Raw genomic sequence first — 26289 nt, forward strand, 5'->3', positions numbered from 1 at the left:
AAGTTTGCGGGAGATGGGGGCTGGCCTGTCGGAATGGCAGAGCCGTCAGCGTTTCTTCTTTGCCGCCCGCTTCCGCAACTTCTCGACGAACTTCGCGTGTTCCGGTGACGCGATGCCCTGTTGCACGACGGCCAGCACCCGGGCCATGTCGCCGCCGGTCATCGCGACGGAATCGAGCCAAAGACCGGGGAAGACGCGGCTCTTGAGGATGCCGTCGGCGTCGAGAGCAAGGGGAACGTACTCGCCACGGCGGTTCAGGTGGAACCAGTCGATAACGCGGTGGCGAGTTCGCCAGACGATGTACTCGGGCACGCCATTGCGTAGATACATCTCGAGTTTTCGACCGAGATCACGCCCGGCTGAGGTTTTGGAAATTTCAACGATGAGTTCCGGTGCGCCATGCAGATAATCATCTGTCCCGAGGGTACAAGAACCTCCCGATTCGGGAAGGACGCGCAGGAGCACATCCGGTTCGGGAACAGATTCCGTCGGAGAGAGCACCAGAGTCGTTGGAGCCGAAGCGCGAACTCCCGGCGTGTAGATTGAGTACATCGACAGCAGAAAGGTCATGTCGGCCTGTGGTCCGCCGTGCCCACCCCCACTAATCGGCGGCATGATCCGCTCCTTTCCATCTCGTCCCACTTCGATCCAGCGATTGACGTGGACGACACCGTTGATGAGTTCGGCCCGAAACCCCTCGGGCGTTGCTTCGTAGCGGCGCATGAACTCCGCGGTGTTCATCCGGTCCCCGTCTCGCAACTCCGGGATTGCTTCCGACTCTGTCGTCACGCGGGCCGCCGATCGCTGCACTCGTACCTTGCCCATGGTCCGCACCTCCGTCCTCAGCATACCCGCCGGCGGCGCAAAAAGAAACCGCCGGGCACTCGCCCGGCGGTTCGCGTGATTCGTGTTCGCGGCCTTACTCGGCGGCGAGGTTCTCGTACAGCTTCGCGAGAGCTTCGCTCTCGATCTGACGCACGCGCTCGCGGGTCAGGCCGAGGCTTTCGCCGATCTCCTTCAGCGTCTTGGGCTCGTCGCCGTCGATGCCGAACCGCATCTTCAGCACCGTCGCCTCCCGCTTGTCCATTTTCTCCAACAAGATCATGACGTGCTTCAGGTCGTCCGTCTCGACCATCTCCAGGTCCGGCGTCTTCGACCGGCCGTCCATCAGCATCTCGTCGATCGTCCAGCCGCCGTCGCCGCCTTGTTCCGTTTGCGGGGCGCTGTTGTAGACGCGGATCGCCTTCTTGATGATGCTCAGCTTCTTCTTCGGCAGGCCCAACCGCTTGGCGATTTCTTCCGGGGTCGGCGGCCGGCCGAGTTCGTCGGTCAGCGAGTTCGTCGCCCGCCGCCACTTGGCAAGCAGTTCGACCATGTACGCCGGGATGCGGATCGTCTTGGCGGTGTTGACCAGCGCCCGCTTAATGCTCTGCTTGATCCAGTAACTAGCGTAGGTGCTGAACCGCGTGTTCATGTTCGGGTCGAACCCTTCGACCGCCCGCAGGAGGCCGAGGTTGCCCTCTTCGATCAGGTCTTGCAGGGCGAGGCCCTTACCCGTGTAGCCGCGGGCGATGTTCACCACCAGCCGCAGGTTGGCCCGGACCATCTGGTCGCGGGAGTTGGTGCAGCCGACGCCGATCTGACGGGCGAGGGACTTTTCCTGGTCCGCGGTCAGAAGGGCGGTCTCGTTGATTTCCCGGAGGTACGTTTCCAGGGGCGACTGAACGGCCTCGGGTCGGTAGCGGCGAAGTCGGGACATCGTGTAGGTCATCCTGTCTACGTTTCCGGCCGGGCGACTTGCGTAGGGCGAATCCTATCGCAAAGGGCGATCCGGTCGGGGCGGGGTTGGGGGCATCGGCCGCGACCGGTCTGGGCAAGGCGAGTGTGCATGCGCACAACATCGCAACAATCCTGCCTGTACGGTATCGACCGCGGTACGATAATTCGGCAGCTTGCGCGACGAAACCGGGCGAAGCGGGAGGGAATCGCACCGGCAGCGCAAGTACAACGCGCACAACCGGAAGCACTCCGCCGGTAAACATCGACTTGAGGGAATCGATGCGACGATGGCGAAAGCCGGTTGCCTCGCGGTTGGGACGGGGGTTACCCGCGAGACGCCGGTGCTTTTATAGGTTGTCAATTTGTCAAGTGCAACTGATAATCGCGAAAGGCCGTGCGCGATGATGGGAAGGATCGTGCCGATCAGCACGATCCTCACAAGTTAATATCCCTTCGGATTCAAGCTCCGTCAGGAATATCAGGTCGAAGTGTCTACCGGCTTGCTCTCTCCGCCGAATTCTCGGCCCCTGCCACGGTTACCCTGTCGGACCTTGATCCGACACTGTCGTCCCTCCCGACGGGCGCGTGGCGCGAACTTTTTCAGAACATTTTCAATAATTCCCGCCCCGGGCCGCGGACTTGTAGGTCGCGCCGAACACGCACACGATGTGGATGATCGGAAAGACCAGCGGCGGGAGGCAGCACATGAACATCCCGAACAGGCAGAAGAACACACACGTGAAGGCCGTGCCGCTCGCGACGGCCGAAGTGGCCCACGGTTCTTCCTCGCCGCCGGCGAACAGCCACCCGGTGACGGCCCCGGCCGCGCCGACGATGCCGAACCCGGCGGCCGCGATGAACGCGACCAGGAAGATGGCATAGTCGTTGGCGGCCTCCTGCTCCATCATGTGGTCGACCATGCCGCCGTTGATGGTGGCCAGGCGAAACTCGAACGACCACATGATGATCGGGATCAGGGCCACGGCCATGAATGTGCCGAAGAACCCGCCCAGGCCGACGATGAACAGCATCGCCGCCTTCACGAAGTTGTCGTGCTGCTTGTCCCGCTCTGGGTCCGGGTAAAGGTCGGCCGGGTCGATGTCCGGCGCGACGTACCGAAATCCGCGGGGCCGCCCCAACGCCATCGCCCAGGTGTCGACCGCCCACCGGGCGTCCTCGGGGGAGTGCTTGGCGGCGAACTCCTCGGTCTGCGCCTTCAGGAAGTCCGTGTACCCGACAGCTTCGTAGGCCATGAGCCGACCGGGGATGCCATCTTGCAGCACCGCGACCAGCAAGTCAGCCTCGTCGGGGTGGTTGGCCAAGTACCGGCCAAGGTACACCCGGCAGCTCGACGGCATCCGAATGACATCGGCCCCGCAGTCCTTGATGAGCTCGAAGAACAACCGCCGGGCCTTCTCACGGCCCGTCAGGGGTCGTTCCGTTTCGTACGACGGGTCTTCGTCCTCGTATTCCGGTTCGTCGTCGGGGGCGGCCATGTCCGCAAAACTCAGGGCGGGAGGGTATCAGTACACGAACCTAGAACACGATTCCCACGGCATGGTCGCGGGAAACGCCTCGAACGAGGTTGCGCGGGTCAAAAATGGTCGACTCTGCGGACAAGGTAAACGACGAGTGTTACCGAACGGCAACACGCCGGTGGCGGCGAGAAATGGCGGCGCAAATTGAGGCGGTGAGAGGAAGACGCCGACCCGACCCGGTAAAGGGTCGGGCGAGCGGAGTCGGTTTAGAAGTTCCCCAGGGTCTTGCGGAACCGCTCGATGCACGATCGCACTTCGACGGCCCCGTCCTCGTGCGAGGCCCAGCCGAGGGCTTCGATGTGGACGCCTTCCAGTTGCTTGTACGTGCTGAAGAAGTGCTCCACTTCCCGCAGGAAGTGCTTCGGCACGTCCTCGATCTTCCGCATCGCCTCGAACAGCGGGTCCTTGTTCGGCACGCCGAGGATTTTGAAGTCGTTCTGCCCCTTGTCCTTCATCTTGAAGATGCCGACCACGCGAGTCTCGATGAGGCACCCGGAGAACGTCGGCTCGTTGACCATGACCAGCACGTCGAGGGGGTCGTGGTCCTCGGCCAGCGTTTGCGGGATGAACCCGTAGTCGCCGGGGTAAACGGCGGAACTGTACAGGTAGCGGTCCATCTTGATGAGGCCGGACTTCTTGTCGACCTCGAACTTCGTGCGGCGGCCCTTGGGGATTTCGACGATCATGTTCGCCACGCCCGGCTCCCCGGTGCCCGGCGGGATCATCATGAAGTTGTGGTTGAAGTCACGGCCCAGCATCGGCAATCCTCGGCGAAAAAAGGCCGTCGGCCGACGGCGGTGTGGGTGTTATATAACCGGCGTCTGAGAAACCCCACTAAGGGCCGGCAATCCGCCGAACGACGCCTCTCACCGAATCTTGGGAATGGTGTCCGGCACCCCGCCCGTCGGCACCGGCAGGATCGGCGTCGAACTCGGGGGCGGTGGCGCGGAACTCGGCGGCGACGCGCTCGGCGGCGGGCGTTCGGTCGGCGTCGTGGGGATCGATCCCGGCCCGGTCGGACTCAAGCCCCCCGCCGTCTGCACCGTCTCAATCACGGCCGACGGCTTGTCGAGATCGATGATGATCGGATCCACCGAGATCGCCTCGCCGGTGTTCGTCGCCTTGTCCGTCGCCCGCACCTTCAAGTAGACCTTGAACGGCGTCTTGTCCGGCACGTCCCAGACGTACCGCCGCGAGTTCGGAATCCGCTCGGCGACCGACACCCAATCCTTGGCCGTCTTGTCCGCGGCGTACTCGATCACGATGGGATCGGTCATCAGGTTCAGGTCGTCCGCGTCCCACTCAATCTCCAACCGCGTGCCGGTGGACCCGCCCGGCGTCGGAATGGCCCGCCGAATCTTCACCACCGGGGCCTTCGTATCGACTTCGACCAGGTGTTGGGCCAGCGCCGTGCTCGCCGGGTCGCGATCGCGGTTGCCGGCCCCGTTCTCGGGGATGACGATGAACCCGTACCGGCCGTCCTCGGGGGCGGTGAACGGAATTTCGACGGCCGGATTCGGCTCCTGGTACGCGATGTTGCACGCCTGCTTCTTGGCCGCGATCCAGTTGCCGTTCGGGTTGGCCGACAGTTGCTTCGCGAACAGGTGAACCGCCACGACGCCGGACCGGGTGACGGTTTGCAACTTCGACTTGATCGTGAGGTCGCGTTTGTTGAAGTAGAGGATCTGCGGTTGCCCCGGCACGTCGTCGGTGAGCCGGCCGCTGATGCCGACCGGCCCGGCCGCCCGCCGCGGGGTGACTTCCACGTCATCGCCGCCGCGGGGCGAGTCGGTGCCGCTGGACGGCAACCTCACGACGCGGGACGACGTTTTATGCCCCGCCTTGTCGGTCGCGGTGACGCGGACTTCCAGGGTGCGGCTCTCGCGGGTCAGGCCGGCCCACGTGTACTTGTCACGGGCGGCGAACCCGCTGCGGGGCTTCGGCACCTCGTGCCACTTCGCGTCGCCGTTCTGCCACTTGCATTCGAGGAGGATGCCGTCCGCGTCGAGGTTCTCGTCCTGCGCCGACCACGTCACCGTGGCCGCTCCGTCCGCGGAGACGGTGACGGCGGGCGGGCGGGTGTCGAAGATTACGCGGGAGTCGGTCCGCAGTTTCTCGACGGCCGGCGACACGGTGCCGTCGGCGTAGACGAGTTGCACGGCGAACTCTTCCTCGCCGTCGGCCTTCGCGGAGTAGATGAACCCCGGCTGCCGGCCGGCGATGGGGGCGAGGTCGTTAATACCGCGTTCCGAGACTTGCGTGAACGGCCCGCGGTTCACGGAGGCGTACAGCCGCAGTTTCGCCGGCTTGGGGTTGAGGTCTTTGACCGCGGCCGGCACCGGGAAGCCGATGTCGAGTTGCGGCGAGTACCGGGTGTCTTGTGCGAACGCGGCGGGGCCGAGGGCGAGCGTGACCAGACTGAGCAACCGCCGCATGGGATTCCCTCCGCCGACGGCGCGTGCCGTCTCATCGGGCATCATCGGCCGGTAACGTGGGGAAACTCCAGCGAATACGCCGGATATTCCCCGCCCTCGCCCTCTGGGAACCCCGACCTGCTGTAGTAACTGCTGTAGGAGAAGAGAGAAGGAACTTGAAGCCGCCAGCCTACTGTCACCACAAGCCGACCGATCAAGCCTACGTCACCGTTCGCGACGGGACGAAACGCCGCGTCATCTACCTCGGAGCCTTCGGATCCGCGGAATCCTACCGCCGGTACGGCGAGGTCATCGCGGGCGTCGCCCCGTCGGCATCGCCGCCCCTCTCCCCGACCCCACCTTCTTCGCCCGAGGGCATCTCCCTCGCCGACGCCTACGCCCTCTGGATCGCACGGTGTCGCGTTTACTACCGGCTCTCGGACGGCGAACCCTCCGACGAGACCGAAAACAACGAGCGGTCTTGGGCACCCCTCCTGGCCCTGTTTCCCGAGGCCCTAATCGTGTCACTGACGAAGAAGAACTACACTGCCGTCCGCGAGGAGATGATTAGGCGGGGGTGGTGTCGGAAGCTGATTACGCAGCGGTGGGGGCGCATCCTTCGCGGGCTGAAGTGGCTCGCGGCAGAAGAATACATCCCCGACGCTACAGTGCTGGCGGCTACGCTGCCTCGACTGCAACCCTACCGCTCCGCCGCTCCCGAAACCGAGCCGGTAAAGCCGGTTCCCCTCGCCGACGTTCGGGCGACCCAGAAGTACCTCCGTCCATTCGTCGCTGCGATGGTGGAGCTTCAACTCCTCACGGGGATGCGACCCGGCGAGGTTCGGAAACTTCGCCTCTGCGACTTGGTCTGGGAAGAGACCGCCACGGGCTGCGGGGGTGGTAGGCGATTGGTCGCTCTGCGTCTGGGTCGGCACAAAACCATCCACCGGGGGAAGGTGAGGCTCATCCCCCTCTCCGGCTCGGCCTCCGAGCTGCTAACTCCCTACGCCCTCTCTAGCAAAGACGCCGACGCCGTCTTATTCTCCCCCGCAGCGGCCCCCGATACGCCGAAGCGGTGGCGGAACGTGACCCTCTTGTCCCGCTGTGCCTACGCCGACACGATCCGCTTCGCAGCTCAGCGGGCGGGGGTGGCCCAGTGGTCTCCGGGGCAAATTCGGCACTTGGTCGCAACGGTGACGCGGAAGAACATCAACCTCGACGCCGCCCGAGCGCTCCTCGGGCATTCATCGCCGACGACGACGCTCATTTACGCCGAACGAGACGAGGCCATCGCGAGAGCGGCTGTCGAGGCTCTGGAGAAGGCTCTGCATCCCCCGCCCCCGCCGAAGCCGACCCCAGAGGCTCCCCCGGGGCCGCCCCCTACGCCCCCGCAATCTTAGTCGCCGACCTTTCCCGGACCCCGGCCGGCCGGGGTCGCCCTCGCCGACGCCTACTTCATCGACTTCGCCGACCCCTTCTGCGACCGCGGCCCAGCCGCGGTCGCAGAAGGGGTCGGCTTCGCCCTCGCGGTCCGCGTCGAAGAAGAGGTGGGCATCGGCGAAGCCGAGGGCGTCGACTTCCGCAGCGGCGGGGGCGAATAGGCGAGGGGGGCGGGAGTGGCCCCCGCCCACGCGGTCTGGGGACGGGTCTGGGGATGGGTCGGTGAGGTTATGGCCGTGGGGCGGGCTTATGGCCGGGCGGCGGATCGGCCGCGGAGCGGAGCAACAGCCCTCCCCACGGTCGCGAAGAGGGCTCGGAAACGAAGACGCCCTCGCCGAATATTCGGCGAGGGCTTGGGCGTATCAGATGAGAGGGGTGGCATTGGTATCCCAAGTCAAACAACAGATTTAGATACCGAACTGGCAGACTTTCTTCGAGACATCTTCGGCAACCCCTTCCGCCCCGTCTCGGTTGATCCGAATTGGCTCACGTCAACCGCCGTCGCCATCGCTCAAGGCATCTACGACGACAAGGCGTTTGACCGACTGCCGATCCTTGCCGACGCGCTTCAAGACGCCGGGTGCGAGAACGGAGACATCCTGACGCACCTGCGAAGCGACGGGCCGCACGCCCGCGGCTGCTGGACGTTAGACCTCGTCTTGGGCAAAGAGTAGGCTCACCCGCGACCTCGCCCCCGCAGCCCAGAGGAGAAGGGGCGGGGAACCCGTCCCCGCGGAGTCGGCTCGGCGGCTACTCGATCCCGAGGGCGAGATCGACGACCCAGCACCCTTTTAAGTGTCGCCCCTCCCCGCGGCAGTGATTGAGGATGTCAGCTTCTTCGCATCCCGCGTCTTGGAGCGCGTCCGCGAGGATGGGCAGGCGATCAAATGCCCTCTCCTCGTAGATGCCTTCGGCGAGGCCAACGACCGTCGGGGTGAGCCACTCAGCTTCGAAGGGGACGGGGCGGAAGAGGAGCGGGCCAAAGAGGCACCTCGCGGCGGCGGCTTCGGCCGGGACCGGGGCGGCGGAGATCGGTGTACCGGCGGGGACTCGGCCGGCGAGGTCCTGCGCCTCCGCCGTGTGCAACGCTTGGGCCATAAAGATCGTCTGGTAGGCCGCCCCGTAGCCGGTGACAGCCGTAACCCGGCGGGCCAATTCCGCCCCGGTGATCCGATAGTTTCCTCCGCCGCGGATCGCCTCCCCGGCCTCGATCAACTCCTCGTCGCTCGCGTCGGTGTCGGCGTGCCGTTCGGCGACCTCGACGGCCTTTTGACACCGCCAGTCGGTGAGTCGGTGCCACGAAAGCCGGCAGAAGGCGACGGCTAGCAGCCGCAACTTCCGCCGATCTTCGCGGGCCTCGCGTTCGAGGAACCGCCAAAGAAGGCTCGCGTCGGCACAGGTCAACCACTTCGCTTCCGTCATTACCTCGCTCTCGGAACCCATCCCCGATCATATCCGACGCCTACTCGGGGAAGAACTGGGGAACCGCTCGGCGACGAAATCGGCGTAGCGGTAGGCGACCCCGAGGGGAGGGTGGGGAGGGGCCTCCCCCCGCCCTCGCCTTCGCTGACTGAGACGCGTTCGCCGCCTCGCTTCTGTGGGTGGGGTCCCCGCTTCGCGGTGCGAATCGGTCGCCTTCGCCTCGGCCGACATCCGCAGTCGTCTGGGCTACTCTGATGCGACGACGAGCCAACCCGAGTTGCCGAATCGCTGGGGAAGGCTCTGAAGACCCGCATCGGCAGCTACCGAATTCACTGAGAAGGCAGCTGACGACTTTGATTCGCCGCCCTTGTCGGCTGGGAAGCAACTTCGATCCGGGTGAGGGGTCGCGGACTCGATCGCCGAGGAGTACAGCCGCTGGCCTACTCCTCCCACAGCATAAGGACGCCGACGCCACCGCGGGAGACGACGAGGACGGCGGGGACGGCGACTCTACTCTTTCTTCTTCTTAAAAGAGAGAGAAGTGAATAAGTCAGCTGTCCCCGCTGTCCCCGCCGTCCCCATCCGGTTCGGACGTTAGCACGTCGCTTCCGTCGGCGATGGGGATGACGTTGACGCGCGCGAAGGCGCGGCGTCCGAGTCGGTGTCCACGAAGTCAAGCAAGTCGATCTCCCCGCCCAATTCCCCGACGTCGTCCGCTTCGAGTGCGAAGGAACCGCCTGCGCTCGTGGGTCGCCCGAGGCGCGTCGCGAGAATGGCCGCGTCCTCGCCGACGGCGCGGGGGACATCGTCGGGGCCGGCGAGGAGGCGAATCCGCGGCCCCCCGGCGGCCACGATCGCCCGGTACTCGACCCACGTCGCCGGTCCCGTTTCCGCCTTAGAAGCCGCCTCCGCAGGTCGGCAGTAGAGTCGGATTCGACGCCCCTCTCGGCGACCGGGGAAATCCTCCCGAACGATGCCCCGGACCAGTAGGCTCTGCTCCCGCTCCCGCAGTTGCACCCCCAGCGCGCTCGGCGACTTCGGCCAAGCCGGGTTCGAGGGGAGGCCCGAATCCCTCGCGAGGCGGGTGATCCGCGTCAGCAACTCCGCGGTCGTCCCCTCGAACCCGTCGGCGGCGACGGTGGTAACGAACTCGGCCGGCGGCCAAGCGTCGAGGCTGATGCCCGACCTGGCCGCCTGTTGGGCCTCGACGGCGGCCACGAACGACCCGGGGTGGTACCCGCCGCCCGCGAAGCACCGCTCGACCCACTCGGCCGCGTCGGCCATCCGCGGGGCCGCGGGCAGGGTCAAGTCGGATCGCAACCCGGCGGCGAGGAGGTCCAAGACGGCGGCGAAGATCGTCGGCCGCGCCGCGTCGAACGCCGCCTGGAGGGCGGTCGCCTTCGTGTACGCCGAGCCGCCGATGACCGGGCAGCGGACCAACAGGGCGCGGCTCAGGAGGTCCTCGCGGTTGGCGAACTCGCTGATGCCGCTCAGGAGGATCGGGCACTTCTTCCGGACGAGAACCGTGTCGGTGTCCGTGTACAGCTTCCGGGCGCTGTGCGACCCACCCGTCGCGATCATGCACAGGGTATCGGAGACGTCCGCGGAGATCGCGCTGACGTTGTCGAAGCACAGGGCGTAACCGTTCGCCGCGGTCGTCCAGAGGGCGCTCTCGTCGAGGCGGGCGAGTTTCGTCAGGCCGGCGACGCTCGGGTCGACGAGGCCGCGGAGGAACGCCGCCGTGGTCGACTTGCCCGACCCGGCGGCCCCGTTCAGGATCAGGACGGGGAACTGGACGCGGGGGTTGAGGGCGGCGAGAATCCAGCCGAGGATCAGACTTTTCGCCGGCTGGTCGAGTTTCGGCAGCAGGGCGAAGAGCGCGTCGATCCCGCCCGGCCCGCTGCGGGGTTCCGGCAACGGTTCCGCCCCCCGGGGGCGAATGAACGCGACGGGTGAATCGGTCGTCACGACCCACCCGCCGGGGGACACCCGGACGACCCGGTTCCGGTCGTCCGCGAGGTCGATGGAGATGGCCCCGTCGTGGGCCGTCGCGCGGATGACCACGTCGCGGCGGTGGGCACCGGGGCCGTACTTCGCGTCGCCTTCCAGTTCGGAGACAATCGACTCCACCAGTTTGGGGGCGCGGCGCGCACCCTTCTTTCGGCGGAGCCACCACTCCACCAGGCCGCGGAAGTCCTCCCCGCGGACCTTCACGGCGACGGGGCCGGCGGGCGGATCGCGTTGCGGGGTGTAGGTGGCGTAGATTTCGTTCTGGGGCGACGAGAAGGCGGTGACCTTGAGATCGTCGCGGAACGATTGAAGCAGGGTGGTTGACGACATGGCAAGTGAGTACCAGGAGGATTGGAGCCGGGAGTAGGGTAGAACACCACGTAATGTGAGCACAATATCAGTAAGTGTTCATTTGTTCAATTATCTTGAGCTTCGCTTCGACCGCTTCGATGAACGCCGAACTTTGGGGCGGGGGACTTCGCACACGAGCGCGAACACGTCCGCCACGGTACGAGGTGTGGGTTTCGCCCGACGAACGGTCCGCGCGCCGAGATGGCGACTACGTCGTCGTCCTGTTCGACGATGACGAGCACTCGTTCGCGTTCGTGATTGAGGCGCTGGTGTCCGTCTGCGGGTTGTCCGAACGGGTTGCCCGGCACCTCGCGAACGTGGTGGACCAGTCGGGGCGTGCGGTCATCCACGCGGGGACGGCGGAGGATTGCGAGGAGAAGCGGGCGGGCGTCGAGGCGTGCGGCCCGGGCCCGCGGATGACAGGATCGGTCAAGCCGCTACGAGCTGAGGTCGAACGGCGGGGGTAGTTCGAAACTGGCTGTCGAGACGTTGGAAGGGTGTCCGGGCGTGGCGGTGCGGCGGGTGACGGGGTGAAGATGGTCACGAGCACGCCTTCGCCCCTCGTCGCGTGGGGCGGAACACACGACTGGTTCCCACCCGGCGGCTCGCGACCAGCCCGTATTGTTCCAGGATCACGAGACGGCTGTGCATTGCGGCTCGGCTGGTGGTAGCCGCCTGCGACAGATCGGCCGCCGTGCATCCCCGGCCCTGCGACCGAAGGAGGCGGAGCGTGGTCAGGAGGGTCTGCGTCAGTTCCCGCCGCCCATCGCCCCAACTAGCCGGGACCAAAACCCGCTTGGCGTCTGCCACGTTAGCCACCTCGACGCGAACAAGTTCTCGCCGTGACAGGTTGCCAGTTCGGCAACGATACCGGCCGGGACCGCAATTGCTTGCAACCCCGGCCGATTCGCCCCTGCCATCCCTTTTGCCGCAACTCAACGAGAGCGCGACCGACAGGGAACTGCGGTATACCGGCCCACCGAGAGGCGTGCAATCGAAAACTGACCCCTTGCGGATCGTGCTACACTCACGGGATGGCACCGAAGCCGTTCAAGTCCCCGCGGCGAGCCAGCAAAATTCGGTTCGCGGCACGCGCTATCCTCTGGTTGGCCGTGATCGTTACGGCAGTGCTGCTCGCACGCCGTTGAAGAGAAACCAAATCTATTCTCACGTTCCGATTTGCGCAGCCACGAGTAGGCAGAGGTTGAAGGAACTCGGACAATGTGTCCGATTAAATCGGAGGAAGTGCCCGGGCCATGTATAATAGTACAGTAGCCCAAGCATCGGAGCAAATCTATGGCGAAGAACACGTTTCCCCGGTTGAACCAAGTTGAGCCTGACGAACAACCTATTTTGATTGACGCAACCGAGTCGCTCCGGAATCACATCCTCGTGACGTTAGGCCGACCCAAAGACCTGATCCGCATCGACGTCGTCCGCCTGTGGCCGAACACCTACCGCGCCAATCTCCTCGTCGGCAAGTCGTTCGACCAAGCCACTTTCGCTCACAGCTACTTCGTCACCACAACGGACGCCGGTAAGGTCGTGACATCGGTTCCCAACTTATCCAACGTCTATGCCTGAGCGATCGTGTCGAATTCAACAGCCTGGCTTGGTTTGAGCCGGATAGTGAAATTTCTTTCACCCCGGTGCCAGGGCGGGTTACAATGGTAGGTTCACCGCGCCGGCCGCGTCCCGCGGAAGCCGGTGAATTAAGGAACTAGATGAGCAATCACAACCGCATCGTGGCCCACATCCGCATCCGGAATCGCTTAGCCGTGCCGGTGAAGTACACTCGCAAGTATAACGCCCTCAACGCGAAGTCTCAGGAGTCGATCAAGGGTGGTGATGGGATGTTGCTGCACGCAATGGCTCAGAAGCTCTCCTACGTCCACAACGTCGGTGGCAGCATCGTGACGTTCGGCCCGAAGGCGACGAAGCGGGTCGTGGCGAAACTCGATCAGATGGGGCTGAGTGCCGTCGTCGAGTTCGGCCGCGTGAAGGAAAGCGCGGGCGGTGAAGTGGTCGTGACGGACAACGTGAACCAGAAGCGGTACGCGGCGATCATCGCCGGCGCGTGAACGGCCGTATGGCGCCCGGCGTCGCCGGTGGTGATTTCGTGACTATAGTGGGCTTGGGCTTCGCCGCGGAGCGGGATCACAGCCCACCCCACAGCGACCGGTGATCCAGACGGTTCGCGGTCTAATCGCCCGTCGCGTGGTGTGCCCGCGGCTACGACGCCTTCTTCTTCGCGGGGGCCTTCTTCCCGCGTCCGGTCTTCTCCTGAAGCTCTTCGATCTTCTCCGACGCCTCGGCCTTCGTCATCTCCTCGGGGGCTTTTTCCCTCGCCTCGCGGGCGAGGGTGCCCAAGTAACTCTCCTGTGGCCCGGTCAACGTCCTGCGGTTCGGCGGTCTAAACTGACCCCCGGCCGCCGGGGTGGCCCTTCCGGGCGTGTCGCACCCGTGTCCAGGTCCGCCCGCACCGTTCGCACTGCCGCGCCTCTCGCCGCCACTCGCCGAAGTAATCCAGGTTGGTCGCCCGAAGGGTTAGCCACCGGCGCCGGTGGAAGAACGAGCAAACCAGACGATGAAGCAGGGTCACGGAGAAGGCCGCCGATCAGAGTTGGCGTGATGGTGGGGTAGGGAACGGGCGGCCCTAGCGACGTCACCGGCCGGGGCTGAAAGATTTGAGTACCGTGGTTCGTTCCCGGCCGCCGAAGTTGGTCACCGCTTTCACGACGCCGATCCCGGGGGCATACCACGTCGTCCCGGTGAACGGAGGCCCCACCGCCCGGCTCGAATCAACCGGGATGGCCTGAAATGTTCCCGCCGGAACTTCGATGGTCTCTTCTTTGCGCGCCCTGTAGGTGATGGACAGGTTCGGGATCGCGAATGCTCGGTTCGGCCCTTCCGGGTCGAACACCCACGTGTCGCCGGCTTTCGCCGGAAGCACCAAGCACTGATGCGGAGCCGCCACGTCCTTACCCCCCGGGCGACGAGCGTGACACCGCTTCCCGACACGAGGTAGGTGGTGTCGGTCCCGAGGGGGTTGGAAGAAATCCCGTCATCCACTTCCGTGACCCGCCAGACGCCGTCCTTCTCGACCACCCCGGTGATCGTGGACCGTTCCTCGGTCGTATTTTTGCCGACCGTGGCGGCGTATACCCGTTGCGCCCCGACCTTCGTCGGGAAGTACAAGGCCGTGACGCTCGTCACGCCCTTCGGTGGTGGTGCGGCGGCGGTGAGTTGGGCTGTTAGGATGAGCAGAACGAAGGCGCGGTCCATGGCAATTCTCGCAAATAAGGGAGCAGGGGCGAGGCCCGACCGTACCCGCAAGTGATGCCGAGGGCAAGCGAGACAGGCGGTACGCATCGCCGTCGCCCGCCCTGACGCCGGGGCAAGGGCTGGTGTTACCCCAACAACCGCCGTCACCGCGTTCTACTCTTCTTCGACGGCACTTTCTCGCCGTCGGCTTCATTGGCCCGCCCCGCCGCCGGCACGACTTCGGGAATCCCACTGCTGTTAATCACCGGCTTGCCGGATACGCCGGCCGTGGTCGGGCTGGTGTTACCGTGCCGCTTGGCATCACTCGATTTCTCGGCCGGCGTATCCGGCTCGTCTTGGTCCGCTTGTCCTTCGCCCCGGCCGCCAGCGTTCGCCTGCTGCTTATTAAAGTCGGCGACATCAGACCGGGTCTCCTCGTCGCGATTGCGTGTCTTTTGGTTGCGGAAATCCATGATCGTCTCCGGGGCGAAGGGGAAAGGCACTTCGAACACCGCACGCGCCGTGCCCTTCATCGGGCGTGCGGGTGCGATTGCCGGTCATCCTCGCCCCATGGTCCCGTGCGGCAACGCACCGGGGTCACAGACAATAAAAATATTAAATAATTGTCAGACCGAAGCGCCGGCCCGTCGAGTACACTGGTACTATCGCCTTTCGTTCATTCTTCCGGAACTTCACCCGTGCAAACTCGCCGCCAAGGGACCATGTGGGTCATCACGACGGACCCGGTCTGGACCCGCGTTGCCGCGGCGGACCATTCGCCCAACGCGAGCATGTCGAGCATGTCGAGCATGGCCAATATGACCGAGGCGTACCAGTGCTGGAGCCGCCACGGGTGGGCTACTGCGACCGACGGGGCCATGCTCTTCCCGAACGACAAGGCGGCCAGCGAGTACCTGGCGGCCAACAAGATGAAGATGTGACGGGACGGGGGGGATTCGTATCCACGGCTTTGGGGTATTAGCCCGGCGAGTTACTTGCTACCCCAGTCCTGCAACACCGTGGCCGTTGCAGGGCACCACGACCAGAGTCGCGAACGGCCGAGGTACAACTCGAACGCCCCCGCCCGTGTCACGTCGCGAAAGCAGCACCGCCATGACCCCGAGTATGTTCGACCTGTGCGCCCTCGCACGGTCCCTCGCGACCCGTTGGGTAGAGACGTTCGACGGGGGGTCGGAGGGGACGGCGCGGTTGCTCCGCGTCCTGACGCGGACGCTCGACACGATCGTGATGAACCGGAACCGGATGAGTCCGGTGGAATTCGAGATGACACTTTTCATCCGCGATGGACTGGTGGGCACCTCGCGTCCGCCACTCACCCCGGCGGACGCGGTGGTACTCCGAGACCTCATCGACGACGCCTTCGGCTCCGCCCCGATCGCCCCTCTCCCGCCCGCTTAACCCCGCCACCCGGTAGGAACTCGGAATGGAAACGATTCACGTCATTTGGCTCGCCATCGGCGTCGTGGTGCTCGCGTGGGCCGTGCGGTCCCAACGGGCGTGGTGGCTGGCGGCACACCCGAAATCGTGACTGCGGTACGGGTGCGCCTCACATACCTACATCCCCACCCTCGCCGGCTCCCGAACCTCCCCTGCGGCGAAGGCGGCGTTGCCGCTCGCTGAAGACTTACCTTCTCAACTTCGGAGGGGGCAAAGGGGCGGCGGCGACAAAGTCGGTAGTGCGTCCCCGCGGCGTCGCGAGCGACAGCAGGACCGCCCCGCAGGCCTGCCGAGACGATCTCTCGTCACGAATTAAGGACTACTCGAACCTTGTCGGCAAATGCGTCCGGCGTGAACGGCTTGGCCAAGAAGTGATTCCTATCGTCCGCCTCACCCGCCCCCACGCCGAGGTCATCGCTGTACCCGGACACGAACAACACTTTTGCCGCGGGGCAGAGGTCGGCCATGCGGTCGGCCACGAACCGGCCCCCGCCGTCGGGCATGACCATGTCCGTCACCACCAAGTCGATTTCGCCTCGCTGGGTCCCCGCGACGGCCTCGGCCTCAGCCCCACTCGTCGCCTCCAAGACCGCGAATCCCAACCGCCGCAAGAACAGCCTGGTCAGGCCGCGGACGGCCGCGTTGTCATCGACCAGCAGGGCCGTTTTTCCCGCCCCCAGGGCGGCGGCATCGATACGAATCATCACGCGGGCGGTCTCTCTCGGAATAGGCGTGGAAGAAACCTAGCACAATCAGGCGGGTGGGCTTCGAATACCGTCGGTCCGTGAGTGATTTCGGGAATCCCCTGACGCCTAACGTCTGACCGAGCGCGTTCGCGGTCCCCTCGCGACTACGTCGGGGGTGGCTTTCCCCCACGGGCGGGGAACGGGATGAGGCCGAACGCCTGGAGTTCGTCGGCGGTCATTTCCATGAACGCCCCGACCGTGACCGGATCGCCCGTAAAGTAGTCGTCCCCCGACGGCGGGCCGGCAATCCCGGCGATGTAGTACGTCACCGCGTCGGTACTCAAATTCTGCCGGCGGAGGATGACCCGGCCGTCCCCGGTCGCCGCATAGTTGCGAAAGGACTTCAGACCGTCGTCCGGCATCGGGCCGGTGAAGCTGAGGAGGGGTGGCACGGGAGTCTCCTGGTGGGAACGCGGCCACGGGACACGCACGGTTCTCACGCCGACGGATCGGGACCACGGAGCGTCGCCGCCAGTTGTTCGAACTCACCCACTTCACTCACCGGCAGCCCTTGCGGGCCGAACCACCGGGTGACCATCTCCGCGACCAGCCCGGCGGCATGGGCATCGGCAACTTTCCCGGTCAAACTCGCCAACTCATCCTGTAAACATTTCGCCGCCCGGACTTCGTCCTCGGACGCCCGGTTCACGTCCTCTGCGATCGCCGCTGCCGCCCTTGTTAACCCCATCACGCACGTAACCGCCGTACTCAACTGCCCCTCGGCCGCCGCGACGACTAAGCGGTCGGCGAGTAAACGACTCATCCGGTAAACGGCCACTATGGACGGAGGCATGTCAAAAGTCCAGAAACAAAGGCGGATGCGGGAAATAGATACACTCTTACCATAATCGCAGTGGGCGTGTGAGTAAAATTACCCCCGAAAGTTATGCTGTAAAGTGAATCAATTCCTTCTTTCCTCGGCGGGTGCAGGCGGTTACGATCGAAGTCCGGTCTCAAATATCACCGCCGGGCCGAACCATCTCCGGTCCCGCCGACAACCCCGCTCGGGGATGGACATGGCGTCGCCTTCTCCCATAGATGTCCCCGACCCGGATAAGCTCTCGTCCCTCGGGCACGACCTGAACAACCTGTTGACGGTGATCGGCGGATACGCCGTCCTCTTGGCCGAGATTGCCCCACCGGGCGAACCGCTGATTTATGCGGCCGAAATCGAAAAGACGAGCAGGGACGCCGCGCTGATCGTCCGTGAAATGATGGCCACGATCCGCCCTCGCAGAGAGGAATCGTAACCACTCCGCGGGGAGGGGTCGCCCAACACTGACCCGCGACACTCCTGCACCTGCCACGTCGCAGTGGTGGTCGCGCTTCTCAGCTCGCCTACCGTTGCCGATTCTTCTTCCCCTGCGGGTTCTGCCGCGCCCTCCCTTACTCAATCCCCATCTGATACGCCCTCGGCGAAAGCGACCCGGTCGGCGGCGGCGAAGAAGAAAAGGCCGCAGAGCGGGCCATAGCCCCGCCCACGGTCACTGCGGCGGCGTCCGCGACGAGAGGGGATGAGAGGAGACCCGATGGCGAAGAAGAACCGATCAGACGGCTACTCTCGGGCAACGCATGTCGCCGCTCTCCGTAGCGTCTCTGAAGAACTGACCAAACTCGCCGAGGTACTGAGCGCGGATGCCGAAGCTTTGGAAAAGGCGAAGGTGCCGACTGCGGCTGAGGGAACCAGCTTCACTGAATGGCTGAGGACTGCAATGAGAGCGGTTGGGATGTCTCTCAAGGATTTGGCGAAGGCCACTGACCTCAGTGAGGGCGTACTGAACTCCTATCTCACCACGCCGGACCGAGCGAAGAACCCGAGCTACGCTAACGTGCTGCGAATCTGCAAGGCTTTGGAAGTCTCGGTCGAGGCACCTCAATTCTGTAGGGATTGGGGACTTGAGTGAATGTTATTAAAGTGAGCGATTTTTTCTTGAATTAACTCACTTTGACAAGTATCCTCTCCTTCACCCCGCGGCCCATCGCCGCTCGGCCCCCGAAGGAGATTTCCGATGCCCCGACCCCCCGCCGTGCCCCTCGGTTCCGCCCCGCCCCGCCCGATCCGGCGGCCCTTCTATCGCCCCCTCTCGTCGGCCTCCCAGGACTTCCTCGCCCTCGCGATCGACGAGATCGAGCTGGGCGGCTCCCCGATGGACCACGCCCGGGTCATCATCCCCCTCGCCCTCGCCCAAGTCGTGGCCGCCGCGGACGTGGCCGCCGCCCTCTACCCCCACTTCCGCCGCGGCTGCCCTCCCGACGTTCGCCAACTGGCCGACCACTGGGACCGGCGGAAGGCATTCTCCGTCTGGAAGTCGCCGGCCCTCGGCAACGTCCCGTTCGCGAAGGTGGCGTCCGTCGCCGCCGTCCTGGACGCCGTCGGGTCGATGGAAACGTTCGTCAACGCCCTCTTCAAGAGCTTCGAGATCGCCCCCGCCCCCGTGGCCGCCCCCGCGACCGAGGAGACGGCTCCCGCACCCTCGCCCGCGAACAAGCCCTCGCCGCCGCTGGCGAAGGCTCCCGCGCCTCCGCTCACGAAGAAGCCCGCGTCTTCGCCGCCGAAGAAGCGGGCTACCCGTTCGAAGGCTCTCTCGCAGCAGATGGCGTAGCTCCTCCCCTTTCGACTCCGGCGGCCCCTCGGCCGCCGGCTCCTTCTCTCTCTTCACCGGAGTCTCTTATGCCCGCCGTATCCCCTCGCGCCCCCAAAGGCGACAAGGGCCTCTCCCATCCCGGTCTGCGTCTCCGGTCGGCGGCCCTGCCGCCGACCGCGTGGCTCCTCCGCTTCGACGGCAGTTGCTTCGGCAACGGCGACCGCGGGGCGAGGGGTAAGTGGGGGTTCACCGTCTCCGTCCCCGGCGGCGGAGCGGCCCTCGTCGCCAACGGCTGGACCGTTGCCGACCCCGTGACCAACAACGTCAGCGAGTGGACCGGACTTCTTCGGGGCCTTCGCGCCGTCGCCGCGGGTCGGGAGAAGCCACCGGCCCTCCGCGTCGAGGGCGACTCAAAGCTCGTCGTCGAGCAACTCGCGGGGAATTGGGCGTCGAACAAGCCGGAGCTGACGAGGCTCCGCGACGAGAGCCGGGACCTCCTCGCCGCGCTCGGGGTTCCGTGGTCGGCGGCGTGGATTCCCCGCGAGCAGAACTCGGAAGCCGATCAGCTCACCCGCCCCGAGACGCTGATCGAGGATTGGTCGGCGTGGGGAGGAGAATCCGCTTCTCTCCGAGGCATCCCCGCCTTAAACTGAAGGGGGTGTGGTGGTAGGCTATCGTCTCGATAGTCGAAGTAAGATTGACTTCAACTCGACGGGCTGAACGGCGACTCGCCCCTCTCCCGTGAATTGTCCTTAACCACCGATGACTGCTACTTCAGAGAGGTCGCTCTTGCCGATCACCGTACCCTGCCAGAACTGCTCGGTGACTCTGACCGCCCCCGACTCGGCGGCCGGCAAGCGGGCCAAGTGCCCGAAGTGCGGTTCCGTTACGCCCCTGCCGAAGATCGAAGCGGACGTGATCGAGGACGAAGTCGGAGAGGACGAGCCGACGCCGAAGAAGAAGCCCCGCCGAGAGGGGGAAGACGCTGAAGACCCTCGGCGGTTGAAATCGAGGCCCGCCTCGCGGCCGGATCGCGAGGAGTCCCCGAGGGCATCACGACGCCGGGACGACGAAGATGAGGACGACGATCGCCCCCGGAGACGCTCACGCCGACGGTACGAAGACGAAGATGACGAAGATGATCGGCCTCGCAGAAGAGCGAAGGCGGTGAAGTCGGGCGGCTTGCCGATGGCCGCCTGGATCGGCGGGGGTGTCGCGATTCTAACGCTCGTCGCGGGCGGCGTCTTCTGGATGACCCGTAGCGGCGAACCCGCCACCCGGAACAAGGCGGCGAACAACGCGCCACCAATTGACAATTTCCAGCCCGTCGGCGGGGCGGGACAAAACCCTAATGCGACGGCTCAGAACGCCCCGGCCGCAGTCGCTCAATTGACGCCGTTCGAAGCCCCGGACGGATCGTTCTCGGTGTCTTTCCCGGGCGGGCCTCCGTCCCCCGAAAGCATGGACCTTTTGTTTCTGAAATCCCTGTTCCTGAAGGAGGACGGGAATAAGGGACCCGATCAGATCACCCGCGACGTTCCGGCCCTCTTAGCCCAGGGGATCGTTATTAAGGGGTGGTCATCGAAACACGGCAATCGGGTCTTCACCGTCGGTACGATGACCTTGCCCGAGAGTTTGAAGAACAATTGGTTCCATAAAAATCTGATCAACAGACACGCGGCGGCGGGTGATCGCCTCGTCTTCGAGCAAGTGCGTATGTGGGACTTCTACTCTGGGTATACCTATCTCGTCCACAAGCCGACTCTTGGTTCATGGCAATATTCTTGGAACAGTTGGACCCGAGGTGAGCGGACGACGCAATTCGTTCTGCGGGTCGAATCGACGAGCGAACTTAAAGCGGATGACGCCGAAGTCAAACGATTCTTCGACGGGTTCCGTTGGAGGGGCGGTTCCCAGCAATCCTCAACCCCTGTTCCCGAGCCGACGAGTGGCCCCAGGATCACCGGGCTGAGGCTCGGGAGTCCGATTCTGTCCGAGGGCGGTCGCTTCGTGTTGGCTCGTAGCAGCATCGCAGGGGCGTCAGCGGTCGGAGTGTGGGAACTGGAGACGGGAAACTTCTACGCCTCGTTCGGCCAGCGAACGTCAATCGTGACCTTCGGGATTTCGCCGGATGGTAAACTGGGGGCGTCTATCTCGTTAGACGCCGGAACCCTGTACCTGTGGACCCTGCCGTCCGGGCAGGAGGCGAACAAGGTGAAGCTTCCCAACCGGACGGACGGTCTTCGATTTCCCCCGTTCATCGCGTTTTCTCCCGACGGCAATTCACTTCTGACCGTCTACGAGAAAAACCTCTTACGGATCGACTGCCGGACGATGGCCGTCACCAATGTCTTGTCCGATCTGAACACGGCCGGGGTGGTGTACTGTCCGAAGCGACAGGTGATTGCCGAGGTGCGGGGCTTGTTTGACGGCCCTGCAAAGGGCGAGGTCCGCGTCTTCGACATGGTCAAGAACGCTCCGGAGAAGCCTCCACTAGTTCACTCGTTCCCCATTCTGGAGGTCGCGACTTCCGATGTACCCGCGATCGACATTTCCGCCGACGGGACGACGGTCGCGGTCGGCTGTATTTCCGCTACGCCTAAGAGGAGTCCTGTCGTCGCCGTGTATGATGTTGCCACGGGGCAGCTCAAGGGGGCCGTCCCCTTCTCGACCGAAGGCAGTTATTCGATCTCGATGGTCCGGTTGAGTCACGACGGTAGCCGGATCGCCGCATCAGGCTCTGAGTACAAAGGAAAGCACGTCGGCGTCCTCGTTCTTGCCGATGCAATGGGTCAACACGTCAAGCGGATCGACGGTGGGGCTAGTGATCATATCCAGGCCGCGGGCTTCACCCCTGACGGCAAGCACCTTGTCTACCCCGGCGTGAAAGGCATCGTGATACATAACGTGGAGACTGGAGAGGAGCGGAAGCCGTGACAACTGCCCTTCCCACCATTGCACGCATCGTTTCGGCCTCCTCTCGGTGCGTTCCGTGGCGGGAGGTGCCGGGCTGCCCAGCGGCTCCCCAGAAACGACGAAAGCCCCCTCTGGGGTATTCCGAGAGGGGGCTTCTTCTATTCGGCGAAAGCGTCGGCCCGCCGGGGCGGACTAGCCACCCCCGCAGACCCTGACGGGGCTACGGAGATTGACCGGAGGCGTAGTGTACGTTAAGACACTACCTCTCTTTCTCCTCCGAGGCTCCTCCGATGACTTCGACGACCCTGCTCATCCCCGCCGTCTGCGTCGGCCTCGGCACCGACACGGCGACCGTCGTTGACGTTCGAACCGGCTCCGAAGTCACCGTCCGCGTGAGCGGGGTGATCCTGCGGCAGGGGGTGGTCTACCTCCCCGCCGAGTCGCTCGGCGTCGAGAACGGTCTCCACCTCGTCCGCTTCACGGGCGGCGAAGTCGCCTGGGTCTACGCCGCCGAGAGCTTCAGCACCTGCGAGGGGTGCGCGGCGTAGCCTACGCGGGCTTCCCCAGCGGCACCCACTTCTCCAGCCCCTTCGGCGACGGGTCCCGACGGAACCCCGCCTTCGCCATCAGCTTCGCGGCCTCTTCAGCCACCGCCGGATCGGGCGGGGCCGGGTACTCCACTCCCGACCCCCTCTTCTTCATCGCCACGGCCACTCGGAAGAGGTCGTCGAGATCAGTCGCGTCGGCGGGGGCGGCCCCGGCCCCGCCCCCTTCGTCTCCAACGCCCTGAATGGTCTGCCAAATCGCCTTCGCCCGCTCGATCACCTCGGCGTCGCCCAAGACGCGGCCCCCGTCGGAGGCGGCGATCAAGACCCCGAGGGCGTTGAGAACTTCGAGCGGGGCCGCCGTCTCCTTCTCCATCACCCTCGCGAGGCGGATCGGCTCCTGCGGCCCCCGGCGGTGGCGGTTGAACCGCGCGAGCGCGAGTCGCGGTCCGAGTCGGCGGAGCTGCCGCGGGGAGATCGACTCCGCCGTCACCTGCGGCAGCTCCTTCGGCGTCGCCGTCGCCGAGGGCGTCGGCGTCGGCGAGGGGAGGGGGGACCTCGCCGCCTTCTTCGCCTTGCCGCGGACGAGATCGAAGACCCGCTTGCGGAGGGCAGCCCTCTCGTTCGCGGGCTGGGTCAAGTCGCGGGCGTCGGCGTGGAGGTGGTGGATGGTCGGCATCGGAGACTCGGGGGTGAGGTTACGAGAAGGGTTGGGTGAGGGCGACGCTGACAGGGTCAGCGTTGCCGGGTTAGGTTCTGTGGGTGGGGGTCCCTCGCTGACGCGAGGCGTCGAAGTCGGCGATTCAGAGGGTGATTCTGAGGCTTCTGGGAACCCTCTGGGAAGCGATAGGATCGCGATAGGCGAGGGCGGGGGGAGGCCAGCCCTGGGGGCAGGCGAGGGGAGATCGGCCCCCTGGCGGAGCCGTAGGAGACGCCAGAGGGGTCCGCGGGGACGGCGGCCGTCCCACTCCTCTTTGAAGCGGAGGATGACGCCCAAGAAGAGAATATCATCACTAGATAGGTGATGATAGTGATCTAACTGTTATGGCGACGCAAGAAGCGATGGGGAAGGCGAATGGGTTAATCCAGGCTCTTGAGAATCTCCTCGGATTCGAATCTGAGAAATCGACCCTCGGCGGCGGCGACAGCGTCCCAGAAGGCGAGGGGAGGGGGCGGGGTGTCCCCGCCCCGCGGCTTCTTCGGCGTCGGAGAGGGCGTTGGCGGGGCGGGGACACCCCGCCCCGGTTCTCCTCTCCCCGCGGGAGGGGGCTGGGGCGAGGAGAGTTGCCAACGGCCAACCCTCACCCACAGTAGCGGAAGGGGCGAGGGCGTAGGCGAGGGAGTCGAAGTTGAAGGGGGGTCGGCGGGGAGGCCCCGCCCCGCCCGCTCCTCTGGGTCGCCTTCGCGGCGTCGGCTTCTTCGGGGAGTGGGGGACGGTCCCCGTCCGCGGGTAAGATGGTCGGGGGCTGATTCGGGGAGGGGCGGCGATGACGGAGCAGGAGTGGCAGGGGGCTGCAAATCCCGACGACTTGCTCTCCCATCTTGGGGACAAGCGAAGCAGACGAAAATCACGCCTACTAGCGTGTGCGTGCTGCCAGCGGATGGGTGAGCACATCCCGGAAGAGTTTCATGAGATGTTGGTAACTGCCGAGGCATACGCTGACCGACGAGTAAAGAAGCATGAGTTGCCATCTCACATCAAGAAGTTCCGACATCTCGACCGGGCGGCAGGGGCCGTCACCCTTGTCGCGTATCGAAACGGCAGTCTCGCATCTTTACGGTTAGCAATGGGGCAGGCTCGGTGGGTTCTGGCAGAGCATGGACACGGAAGCCACTTTGGGGTGCCTCTCGCTGTCGAAAGTGCAGTCCAAGCAAATCTACTCCGCGACATCTTCGGCAACCCGTTCCGGCCCGTCGCCTTCGAGGCGGGGTGGCGGACGGGGACCGTCCTCGGCTTGGCCGAAGGCGTCTACGAGGAGCGGGCGTGGGATCGGTTGCCGATCCTCGCCGACGCCCTCGAAGACGCGGGCTGCGAGAGCGAGGAGATTCTGGGGCACCTTCGGGGAGAGGGTCCCCACGCGAGAGGGTGCTGGGCGCTCGATCTGGTGTTGGGGAAGGAGTAGGCGGGGAGGAGACCTCCCCTCCCCTGCCCCGCTTTAACGGTCGAGCGGGCAATGGCGACTGAATCGCGCGCTCACGTAGGCTGCTTCGAACAGGGCCGCGCCCAGTCCAACGCCGCCGATCAGCACGCCGAACAGTCGCACCGACGCCTCGGCTTGGGCGTCGTCCCGGTCTCGAATCCGTATCCACTCGGCGCGATCTTCTGCCGGCACCGCTTGGAGGAGACGCTCGCGGTCCCGGGCCTCGCGGTTGACCGCCGCGGCGGACGGGACGGTCTGGAGGGCGATGCCCGCGAGGAAGAAGCAGGAGGTGAGGGTCAGGCGGGCGTAGCTGTACGCGGTGCGCATTCGGGACGCTCTCAAAGTCGGGTTCAACCCCCAGCTTTCGGGGAAGCCGCCTCAGCCTACTCGGCGACTCCGAAGGGGTCAACGACTTCGTCGCGGCTCTGCTGGTTACTCATTTTCCGCCGCTGCCGAGCGACAGCATCAACCACCCCCCGCAGGGCGAGGCGGCGTCAAAGTCCGAGAGGGGAGGCGAAGCCGTCTCAGCGGGGAACCCCCGAGGGAGGGGCGACGGCTTCGGCGATGACGACTATGAGGGGAGTAGGAGCGGGCGGGGACTTCCCCGGCGGTTGGTCTGCGGGAGTTTCCGCTTCCCCTGCTGTAGTCGCTGCTGTAGTATCAACGCCGCCTCGGGGGAGCCTACACCCCCGAAGCCGCAGCAGATGGAGGGGCGATAAAGAGGGAGAGGGCGTCGCTGAGAGTTCTCAGCCCCTGAGTTCGAAGGCGAACGCGGCGGGGCCGAGGGCGAGCGTGACCAGACTGAGCAACCGCCGCATGGGATTCCCTCCGCCGACGGCGCGTGCCGTCTCATCGGGCATCATCGGCCGGTAAGATCGGCAGACTTGAAGGAATCGACAGGACGGGAAGGTGCGGGGAACGGGTTACTTCGGGTTTAGCTTCTTCTTCGCCATCAGCTTATCGAAGGCCTCTATCGCCGCAGCATCCATAGGATCGGTCCCATTTTTCGGAGTATCTGATCCGCCCATGCGCGACTTCAAGGCGGCCGTGTCCACGATGTCGACTCGCGGCCCCATCGGCTGATGGACGCCGGTCATGTCATCGACGAAGATCACCTGCGGCGGATTCGGGACGGCGACGAACGCGGAGAGGAGGAGAGGGAGCATGGGAAGCCTCCGGAGAGAAGGGCTATCTCCAGCGTAAGCGGTCCAAAGGGCGAGGGCAATCACAATCGACTGATGTTGGTATGGGAAGAAGTGACGGTTGAGAATCACTTCTGCCGCGACGGGTCTGTCATCACAATTCGTTCCAGGGCCCGCTCGTATTCCCGTTCCTCGATCGTGCCCCCGATGAAGAAGGCGGGCCACAGGATCAGACCACACGCGAGGATGAAGCAGACCTCGCCCCACATCAACCCTTGCGGGCTGGGATGATTGACCAGTCGCTCCCAGAACAGTCGGGCCATAATGCCTGGCGACACGACACAGAGCAGGAACAGCACCCACCCGTGCGGCCGGGTGGACACGATCACGTCGGTTCCCGTCGGCGTCGGCACGAGACGGCCGGTCGCCACGATCGCCATGTTCCCTCCCCCTACCGTCCGGTTGCGGGTCACGCGGAAACCGTCTGCCCACACTTCTCCGGAAAACGTCGTATCCGACTTCCAAAAGCGGCCCGGCC

Annotated in this window: 32 protein-coding genes; 14 read left to right on the plus strand and 18 right to left on the minus strand. The window is 65.0% G+C overall.

Going from position 1 to position 26289, the window contains the following annotated elements; genetic code table 11:
- Nucleotides 1–45: 45 nt before the first annotated feature.
- From PX52LOC_RS39925 to PX52LOC_RS39945, 5 genes are all read right to left on the minus strand, one after another.
- On the minus strand, nucleotides 46–741 hold the full coding sequence (locus PX52LOC_RS39925; protein WP_218575250.1) for a Uma2 family endonuclease: 696 nt from the start codon (nucleotides 739–741) through the stop codon (nucleotides 46–48).
- A 178-nt stretch (nucleotides 742–919) separates the two neighbouring features.
- Entirely contained in the window at nucleotides 920–1759 is an 840-nt protein-coding gene (locus PX52LOC_RS39930; protein WP_149115329.1) for a sigma-70 family RNA polymerase sigma factor, read from the minus strand.
- A 631-nt stretch (nucleotides 1760–2390) separates the two neighbouring features.
- Nucleotides 2391–3275, minus strand: a complete 885-nt coding sequence (locus PX52LOC_RS39935; protein WP_149115330.1) for an EscU/YscU/HrcU family type III secretion system export apparatus switch protein — start codon at nucleotides 3273–3275, stop codon at nucleotides 2391–2393.
- Between the two features lie 248 nt (nucleotides 3276–3523).
- A complete protein-coding gene (locus PX52LOC_RS39940) occupies nucleotides 3524–4075 on the minus strand; it encodes an inorganic diphosphatase (RefSeq protein ID WP_149115331.1) in 552 nt (183 codons plus the stop codon).
- A gap of 108 nt (nucleotides 4076–4183) precedes the next feature.
- Nucleotides 4184–5752, minus strand: coding sequence for a hypothetical protein (locus PX52LOC_RS39945; RefSeq protein WP_149115332.1), 1569 nt, complete (start codon nucleotides 5750–5752; stop codon nucleotides 4184–4186).
- Between the two features lie 155 nt (nucleotides 5753–5907).
- Between PX52LOC_RS39945 and PX52LOC_RS39950 the strand changes: the two genes are divergently transcribed.
- Both PX52LOC_RS39950 and PX52LOC_RS39955 read left to right on the plus strand, forming a co-directional pair.
- Nucleotides 5908–7131, plus strand: a complete 1224-nt coding sequence (locus PX52LOC_RS39950) for a tyrosine-type recombinase/integrase (RefSeq protein ID WP_149115333.1) — start codon at nucleotides 5908–5910, stop codon at nucleotides 7129–7131.
- A 393-nt stretch (nucleotides 7132–7524) separates the two neighbouring features.
- The gene (locus tag PX52LOC_RS39955; RefSeq protein ID WP_246173614.1) at nucleotides 7525–7845 is read left to right on the plus strand and encodes a hypothetical protein; all 321 of its coding nucleotides are present in this window, start codon (nucleotides 7525–7527) and stop codon (nucleotides 7843–7845) included.
- Between the two features lie 76 nt (nucleotides 7846–7921).
- Here the strand turns inward: PX52LOC_RS39955 and PX52LOC_RS43235 are convergent, their stop codons facing one another.
- Together PX52LOC_RS43235 and PX52LOC_RS39965 are read right to left on the minus strand one after the other, a co-directional pair.
- The gene (locus PX52LOC_RS43235) at nucleotides 7922–8593 is read right to left on the minus strand and encodes a hypothetical protein (protein WP_246173615.1); all 672 of its coding nucleotides are present in this window, start codon (nucleotides 8591–8593) and stop codon (nucleotides 7922–7924) included.
- A gap of 594 nt (nucleotides 8594–9187) precedes the next feature.
- On the minus strand, nucleotides 9188–10933 hold the full coding sequence (locus PX52LOC_RS39965; RefSeq protein ID WP_149115334.1) for a hypothetical protein: 1746 nt from the start codon (nucleotides 10931–10933) through the stop codon (nucleotides 9188–9190).
- A gap of 119 nt (nucleotides 10934–11052) precedes the next feature.
- Here PX52LOC_RS39965 and PX52LOC_RS39970 point away from each other — a divergent pair, with 119 nt between their 5' ends.
- Nucleotides 11053–11421 (plus strand): ATP-dependent Clp protease adaptor ClpS, encoded by a 369-nt coding sequence (locus PX52LOC_RS39970; RefSeq protein ID WP_149115335.1) that lies wholly within the window; start codon nucleotides 11053–11055, stop codon nucleotides 11419–11421.
- Between the two features lie 73 nt (nucleotides 11422–11494).
- On the opposite strand, the gene PX52LOC_RS39975 is transcribed toward PX52LOC_RS39970, so the two are convergent.
- The gene (locus PX52LOC_RS39975) at nucleotides 11495–11764 is read right to left on the minus strand and encodes a helix-turn-helix domain-containing protein (RefSeq protein ID WP_149115336.1); all 270 of its coding nucleotides are present in this window, start codon (nucleotides 11762–11764) and stop codon (nucleotides 11495–11497) included.
- Nucleotides 11765–12250: 486 nt separating this feature from the next.
- On the opposite strand from PX52LOC_RS39975, the gene PX52LOC_RS39980 reads away from it, so the two are divergent.
- Both PX52LOC_RS39980 and PX52LOC_RS39985 read left to right on the plus strand, forming a co-directional pair.
- Entirely contained in the window at nucleotides 12251–12538 is a 288-nt protein-coding gene (locus tag PX52LOC_RS39980; protein WP_149115337.1) for a hypothetical protein, read from the plus strand.
- A 140-nt stretch (nucleotides 12539–12678) separates the two neighbouring features.
- Nucleotides 12679–13035 (plus strand): hypothetical protein, encoded by a 357-nt coding sequence (locus PX52LOC_RS39985; protein ID WP_149115338.1) that lies wholly within the window; start codon nucleotides 12679–12681, stop codon nucleotides 13033–13035.
- 151 nt (nucleotides 13036–13186) lie between these two features.
- On the opposite strand, the gene PX52LOC_RS39990 is transcribed toward PX52LOC_RS39985, so the two are convergent.
- The 3 genes from PX52LOC_RS39990 to PX52LOC_RS40000 all read right to left on the minus strand — a co-directional run bounded on the left by PX52LOC_RS39990 (nucleotide 13187) and on the right by PX52LOC_RS40000 (nucleotide 14751).
- Entirely contained in the window at nucleotides 13187–13348 is a 162-nt protein-coding gene (locus tag PX52LOC_RS39990; RefSeq protein ID WP_149115339.1) for a DUF3072 domain-containing protein, read from the minus strand.
- 271 nt (nucleotides 13349–13619) lie between these two features.
- Nucleotides 13620–13877 (minus strand): TapB family protein, encoded by a 258-nt coding sequence (locus PX52LOC_RS39995; RefSeq protein WP_149115340.1) that lies wholly within the window; start codon nucleotides 13875–13877, stop codon nucleotides 13620–13622.
- A gap of 505 nt (nucleotides 13878–14382) precedes the next feature.
- Nucleotides 14383–14751 carry a hypothetical protein gene (locus tag PX52LOC_RS40000; protein WP_149115341.1) on the minus strand — a complete coding sequence of 123 codons (369 nt, stop codon included), beginning with the start codon at nucleotides 14749–14751 and terminating at the stop codon, nucleotides 14383–14385.
- A gap of 165 nt (nucleotides 14752–14916) precedes the next feature.
- Between PX52LOC_RS40000 and PX52LOC_RS40005 the strand changes: the two genes are divergently transcribed.
- Entirely contained in the window at nucleotides 14917–15159 is a 243-nt protein-coding gene (locus tag PX52LOC_RS40005) for a hypothetical protein (protein ID WP_149115342.1), read from the plus strand.
- Between the two features lie 172 nt (nucleotides 15160–15331).
- Nucleotides 15332–15637, plus strand: coding sequence for a hypothetical protein (locus PX52LOC_RS40010; RefSeq protein ID WP_149115343.1), 306 nt, complete (start codon nucleotides 15332–15334; stop codon nucleotides 15635–15637).
- A 344-nt stretch (nucleotides 15638–15981) separates the two neighbouring features.
- Here PX52LOC_RS40010 and PX52LOC_RS40015 read toward each other — a convergent pair whose 3' ends face one another.
- From PX52LOC_RS40015 to PX52LOC_RS40025, 3 genes are all read right to left on the minus strand, one after another.
- Nucleotides 15982–16380, minus strand: coding sequence for a response regulator (locus PX52LOC_RS40015; protein ID WP_246173827.1), 399 nt, complete (start codon nucleotides 16378–16380; stop codon nucleotides 15982–15984).
- Between the two features lie 146 nt (nucleotides 16381–16526).
- Nucleotides 16527–16814, minus strand: a complete 288-nt coding sequence (locus PX52LOC_RS40020; protein WP_149115345.1) for a hypothetical protein — start codon at nucleotides 16812–16814, stop codon at nucleotides 16527–16529.
- 44 nt (nucleotides 16815–16858) lie between these two features.
- The gene (locus PX52LOC_RS40025; RefSeq protein ID WP_149115346.1) at nucleotides 16859–17215 is read right to left on the minus strand and encodes a hypothetical protein; all 357 of its coding nucleotides are present in this window, start codon (nucleotides 17213–17215) and stop codon (nucleotides 16859–16861) included.
- Between the two features lie 223 nt (nucleotides 17216–17438).
- Between PX52LOC_RS40025 and PX52LOC_RS40030 the strand changes: the two genes are divergently transcribed.
- From PX52LOC_RS40030 to PX52LOC_RS40055, 6 genes are all read left to right on the plus strand, one after another.
- Entirely contained in the window at nucleotides 17439–17672 is a 234-nt protein-coding gene (locus tag PX52LOC_RS40030) for a hypothetical protein (protein WP_149115347.1), read from the plus strand.
- Between the two features lie 279 nt (nucleotides 17673–17951).
- Entirely contained in the window at nucleotides 17952–18326 is a 375-nt protein-coding gene (locus tag PX52LOC_RS40035) for a helix-turn-helix domain-containing protein (protein WP_168219504.1), read from the plus strand.
- A 105-nt stretch (nucleotides 18327–18431) separates the two neighbouring features.
- Nucleotides 18432–19025 carry a hypothetical protein gene (locus PX52LOC_RS40040; RefSeq protein WP_149115349.1) on the plus strand — a complete coding sequence of 198 codons (594 nt, stop codon included), beginning with the start codon at nucleotides 18432–18434 and terminating at the stop codon, nucleotides 19023–19025.
- 68 nt (nucleotides 19026–19093) lie between these two features.
- Nucleotides 19094–19660 (plus strand): ribonuclease HI family protein, encoded by a 567-nt coding sequence (locus PX52LOC_RS40045; RefSeq protein WP_149115350.1) that lies wholly within the window; start codon nucleotides 19094–19096, stop codon nucleotides 19658–19660.
- A gap of 535 nt (nucleotides 19661–20195) precedes the next feature.
- On the plus strand, nucleotides 20196–21944 hold the full coding sequence (locus PX52LOC_RS40050) for a WD40 repeat domain-containing protein (protein ID WP_168218723.1): 1749 nt from the start codon (nucleotides 20196–20198) through the stop codon (nucleotides 21942–21944).
- 269 nt (nucleotides 21945–22213) lie between these two features.
- Nucleotides 22214–22471 (plus strand): hypothetical protein, encoded by a 258-nt coding sequence (locus PX52LOC_RS40055; protein WP_149115352.1) that lies wholly within the window; start codon nucleotides 22214–22216, stop codon nucleotides 22469–22471.
- A 1-nt stretch (nucleotide 22472) separates the two neighbouring features.
- Here PX52LOC_RS40055 and PX52LOC_RS40060 read toward each other — a convergent pair whose 3' ends face one another.
- Nucleotides 22473–23147, minus strand: coding sequence for a hypothetical protein (locus tag PX52LOC_RS40060; RefSeq protein ID WP_149115353.1), 675 nt, complete (start codon nucleotides 23145–23147; stop codon nucleotides 22473–22475).
- A 1162-nt stretch (nucleotides 23148–24309) separates the two neighbouring features.
- Between PX52LOC_RS40060 and PX52LOC_RS40065 the strand changes: the two genes are divergently transcribed.
- On the plus strand, nucleotides 24310–24591 hold the full coding sequence (locus PX52LOC_RS40065; RefSeq protein WP_149115354.1) for a hypothetical protein: 282 nt from the start codon (nucleotides 24310–24312) through the stop codon (nucleotides 24589–24591).
- 33 nt (nucleotides 24592–24624) lie between these two features.
- Here the strand turns inward: PX52LOC_RS40065 and PX52LOC_RS40070 are convergent, their stop codons facing one another.
- From PX52LOC_RS40070 to PX52LOC_RS40080, 3 genes are all read right to left on the minus strand, one after another.
- On the minus strand, nucleotides 24625–24936 hold the full coding sequence (locus tag PX52LOC_RS40070) for a hypothetical protein (protein WP_149115355.1): 312 nt from the start codon (nucleotides 24934–24936) through the stop codon (nucleotides 24625–24627).
- Nucleotides 24937–25532: 596 nt separating this feature from the next.
- Nucleotides 25533–25775 carry a hypothetical protein gene (locus PX52LOC_RS40075; RefSeq protein WP_149115356.1) on the minus strand — a complete coding sequence of 81 codons (243 nt, stop codon included), beginning with the start codon at nucleotides 25773–25775 and terminating at the stop codon, nucleotides 25533–25535.
- A 104-nt stretch (nucleotides 25776–25879) separates the two neighbouring features.
- A complete protein-coding gene (locus tag PX52LOC_RS40080; protein ID WP_149115357.1) occupies nucleotides 25880–26191 on the minus strand; it encodes a hypothetical protein in 312 nt (103 codons plus the stop codon).
- Nucleotides 26192–26289 lie beyond the last annotated feature (98 nt).

This window comes from Limnoglobus roseus, assembly GCF_008254045.1.
Taxonomy (GTDB): Bacteria; Planctomycetota; Planctomycetia; order Gemmatales; family Gemmataceae; genus Limnoglobus; species Limnoglobus roseus.

What these genes read in the sequence shown, in the direction of transcription:
- PX52LOC_RS40080 (WP_149115357.1), bottom strand. Translation starts at nt 26,191, where the DNA reads ATGGCGATCGTGGCGACCGGCCGTCTCGTGCCGACGCCGACGGGAACC.
- PX52LOC_RS40015 (WP_246173827.1), bottom strand. Translation starts at nt 16,380, where the DNA reads ATGATTCGTATCGATGCCGCCGCCCTGGGGGCGGGAAAAACGGCCCTG.
- PX52LOC_RS43235 (WP_246173615.1), bottom strand. Translation starts at nt 8,593, where the DNA reads ATGACGGAAGCGAAGTGGTTGACCTGTGCCGACGCGAGCCTTCTTTGG.
- PX52LOC_RS40045 (WP_149115350.1), top strand. Translation starts at nt 19,094, where the DNA reads ATGCCCGCCGTATCCCCTCGCGCCCCCAAAGGCGACAAGGGCCTCTCC.
- PX52LOC_RS39965 (WP_149115334.1), bottom strand. Translation starts at nt 10,933, where the DNA reads ATGTCGTCAACCACCCTGCTTCAATCGTTCCGCGACGATCTCAAGGTC.
- PX52LOC_RS39945 (WP_149115332.1), bottom strand. Translation starts at nt 5,752, where the DNA reads ATGCGGCGGTTGCTCAGTCTGGTCACGCTCGCCCTCGGCCCCGCCGCG.
- PX52LOC_RS39930 (WP_149115329.1), bottom strand. Translation starts at nt 1,759, where the DNA reads ATGTCCCGACTTCGCCGCTACCGACCCGAGGCCGTTCAGTCGCCCCTG.
- PX52LOC_RS39985 (WP_149115338.1), top strand. Translation starts at nt 12,679, where the DNA reads ATGAGCAATCACAACCGCATCGTGGCCCACATCCGCATCCGGAATCGC.
- PX52LOC_RS39970 (WP_149115335.1), top strand. Translation starts at nt 11,053, where the DNA reads ATGAACGCCGAACTTTGGGGCGGGGGACTTCGCACACGAGCGCGAACA.
- PX52LOC_RS40000 (WP_149115341.1), bottom strand. Translation starts at nt 14,751, where the DNA reads ATGAAGGGCACGGCGCGTGCGGTGTTCGAAGTGCCTTTCCCCTTCGCC.
- PX52LOC_RS40075 (WP_149115356.1), bottom strand. Translation starts at nt 25,775, where the DNA reads ATGCTCCCTCTCCTCCTCTCCGCGTTCGTCGCCGTCCCGAATCCGCCG.
- PX52LOC_RS40030 (WP_149115347.1), top strand. Translation starts at nt 17,439, where the DNA reads ATGGCGTCGCCTTCTCCCATAGATGTCCCCGACCCGGATAAGCTCTCG.
- PX52LOC_RS40010 (WP_149115343.1), top strand. Translation starts at nt 15,332, where the DNA reads ATGACCCCGAGTATGTTCGACCTGTGCGCCCTCGCACGGTCCCTCGCG.
- PX52LOC_RS40050 (WP_168218723.1), top strand. Translation starts at nt 20,196, where the DNA reads ATGGCCGCCTGGATCGGCGGGGGTGTCGCGATTCTAACGCTCGTCGCG.
- PX52LOC_RS39980 (WP_149115337.1), top strand. Translation starts at nt 12,251, where the DNA reads ATGGCGAAGAACACGTTTCCCCGGTTGAACCAAGTTGAGCCTGACGAA.
- PX52LOC_RS40070 (WP_149115355.1), bottom strand. Translation starts at nt 24,936, where the DNA reads ATGCGCACCGCGTACAGCTACGCCCGCCTGACCCTCACCTCCTGCTTC.
- PX52LOC_RS40025 (WP_149115346.1), bottom strand. Translation starts at nt 17,215, where the DNA reads ATGCCTCCGTCCATAGTGGCCGTTTACCGGATGAGTCGTTTACTCGCC.
- PX52LOC_RS40040 (WP_149115349.1), top strand. Translation starts at nt 18,432, where the DNA reads ATGCCCCGACCCCCCGCCGTGCCCCTCGGTTCCGCCCCGCCCCGCCCG.
- PX52LOC_RS39925 (WP_218575250.1), bottom strand. Translation starts at nt 741, where the DNA reads ATGAACACCGCGGAGTTCATGCGCCGCTACGAAGCAACGCCCGAGGGG.
- PX52LOC_RS40055 (WP_149115352.1), top strand. Translation starts at nt 22,214, where the DNA reads ATGACTTCGACGACCCTGCTCATCCCCGCCGTCTGCGTCGGCCTCGGC.
- PX52LOC_RS40060 (WP_149115353.1), bottom strand. Translation starts at nt 23,147, where the DNA reads ATGCCGACCATCCACCACCTCCACGCCGACGCCCGCGACTTGACCCAG.
- PX52LOC_RS39940 (WP_149115331.1), bottom strand. Translation starts at nt 4,075, where the DNA reads ATGCTGGGCCGTGACTTCAACCACAACTTCATGATGATCCCGCCGGGC.
- PX52LOC_RS40035 (WP_168219504.1), top strand. Translation starts at nt 17,952, where the DNA reads ATGGCGAAGAAGAACCGATCAGACGGCTACTCTCGGGCAACGCATGTC.
- PX52LOC_RS39935 (WP_149115330.1), bottom strand. Translation starts at nt 3,275, where the DNA reads ATGGCCGCCCCCGACGACGAACCGGAATACGAGGACGAAGACCCGTCG.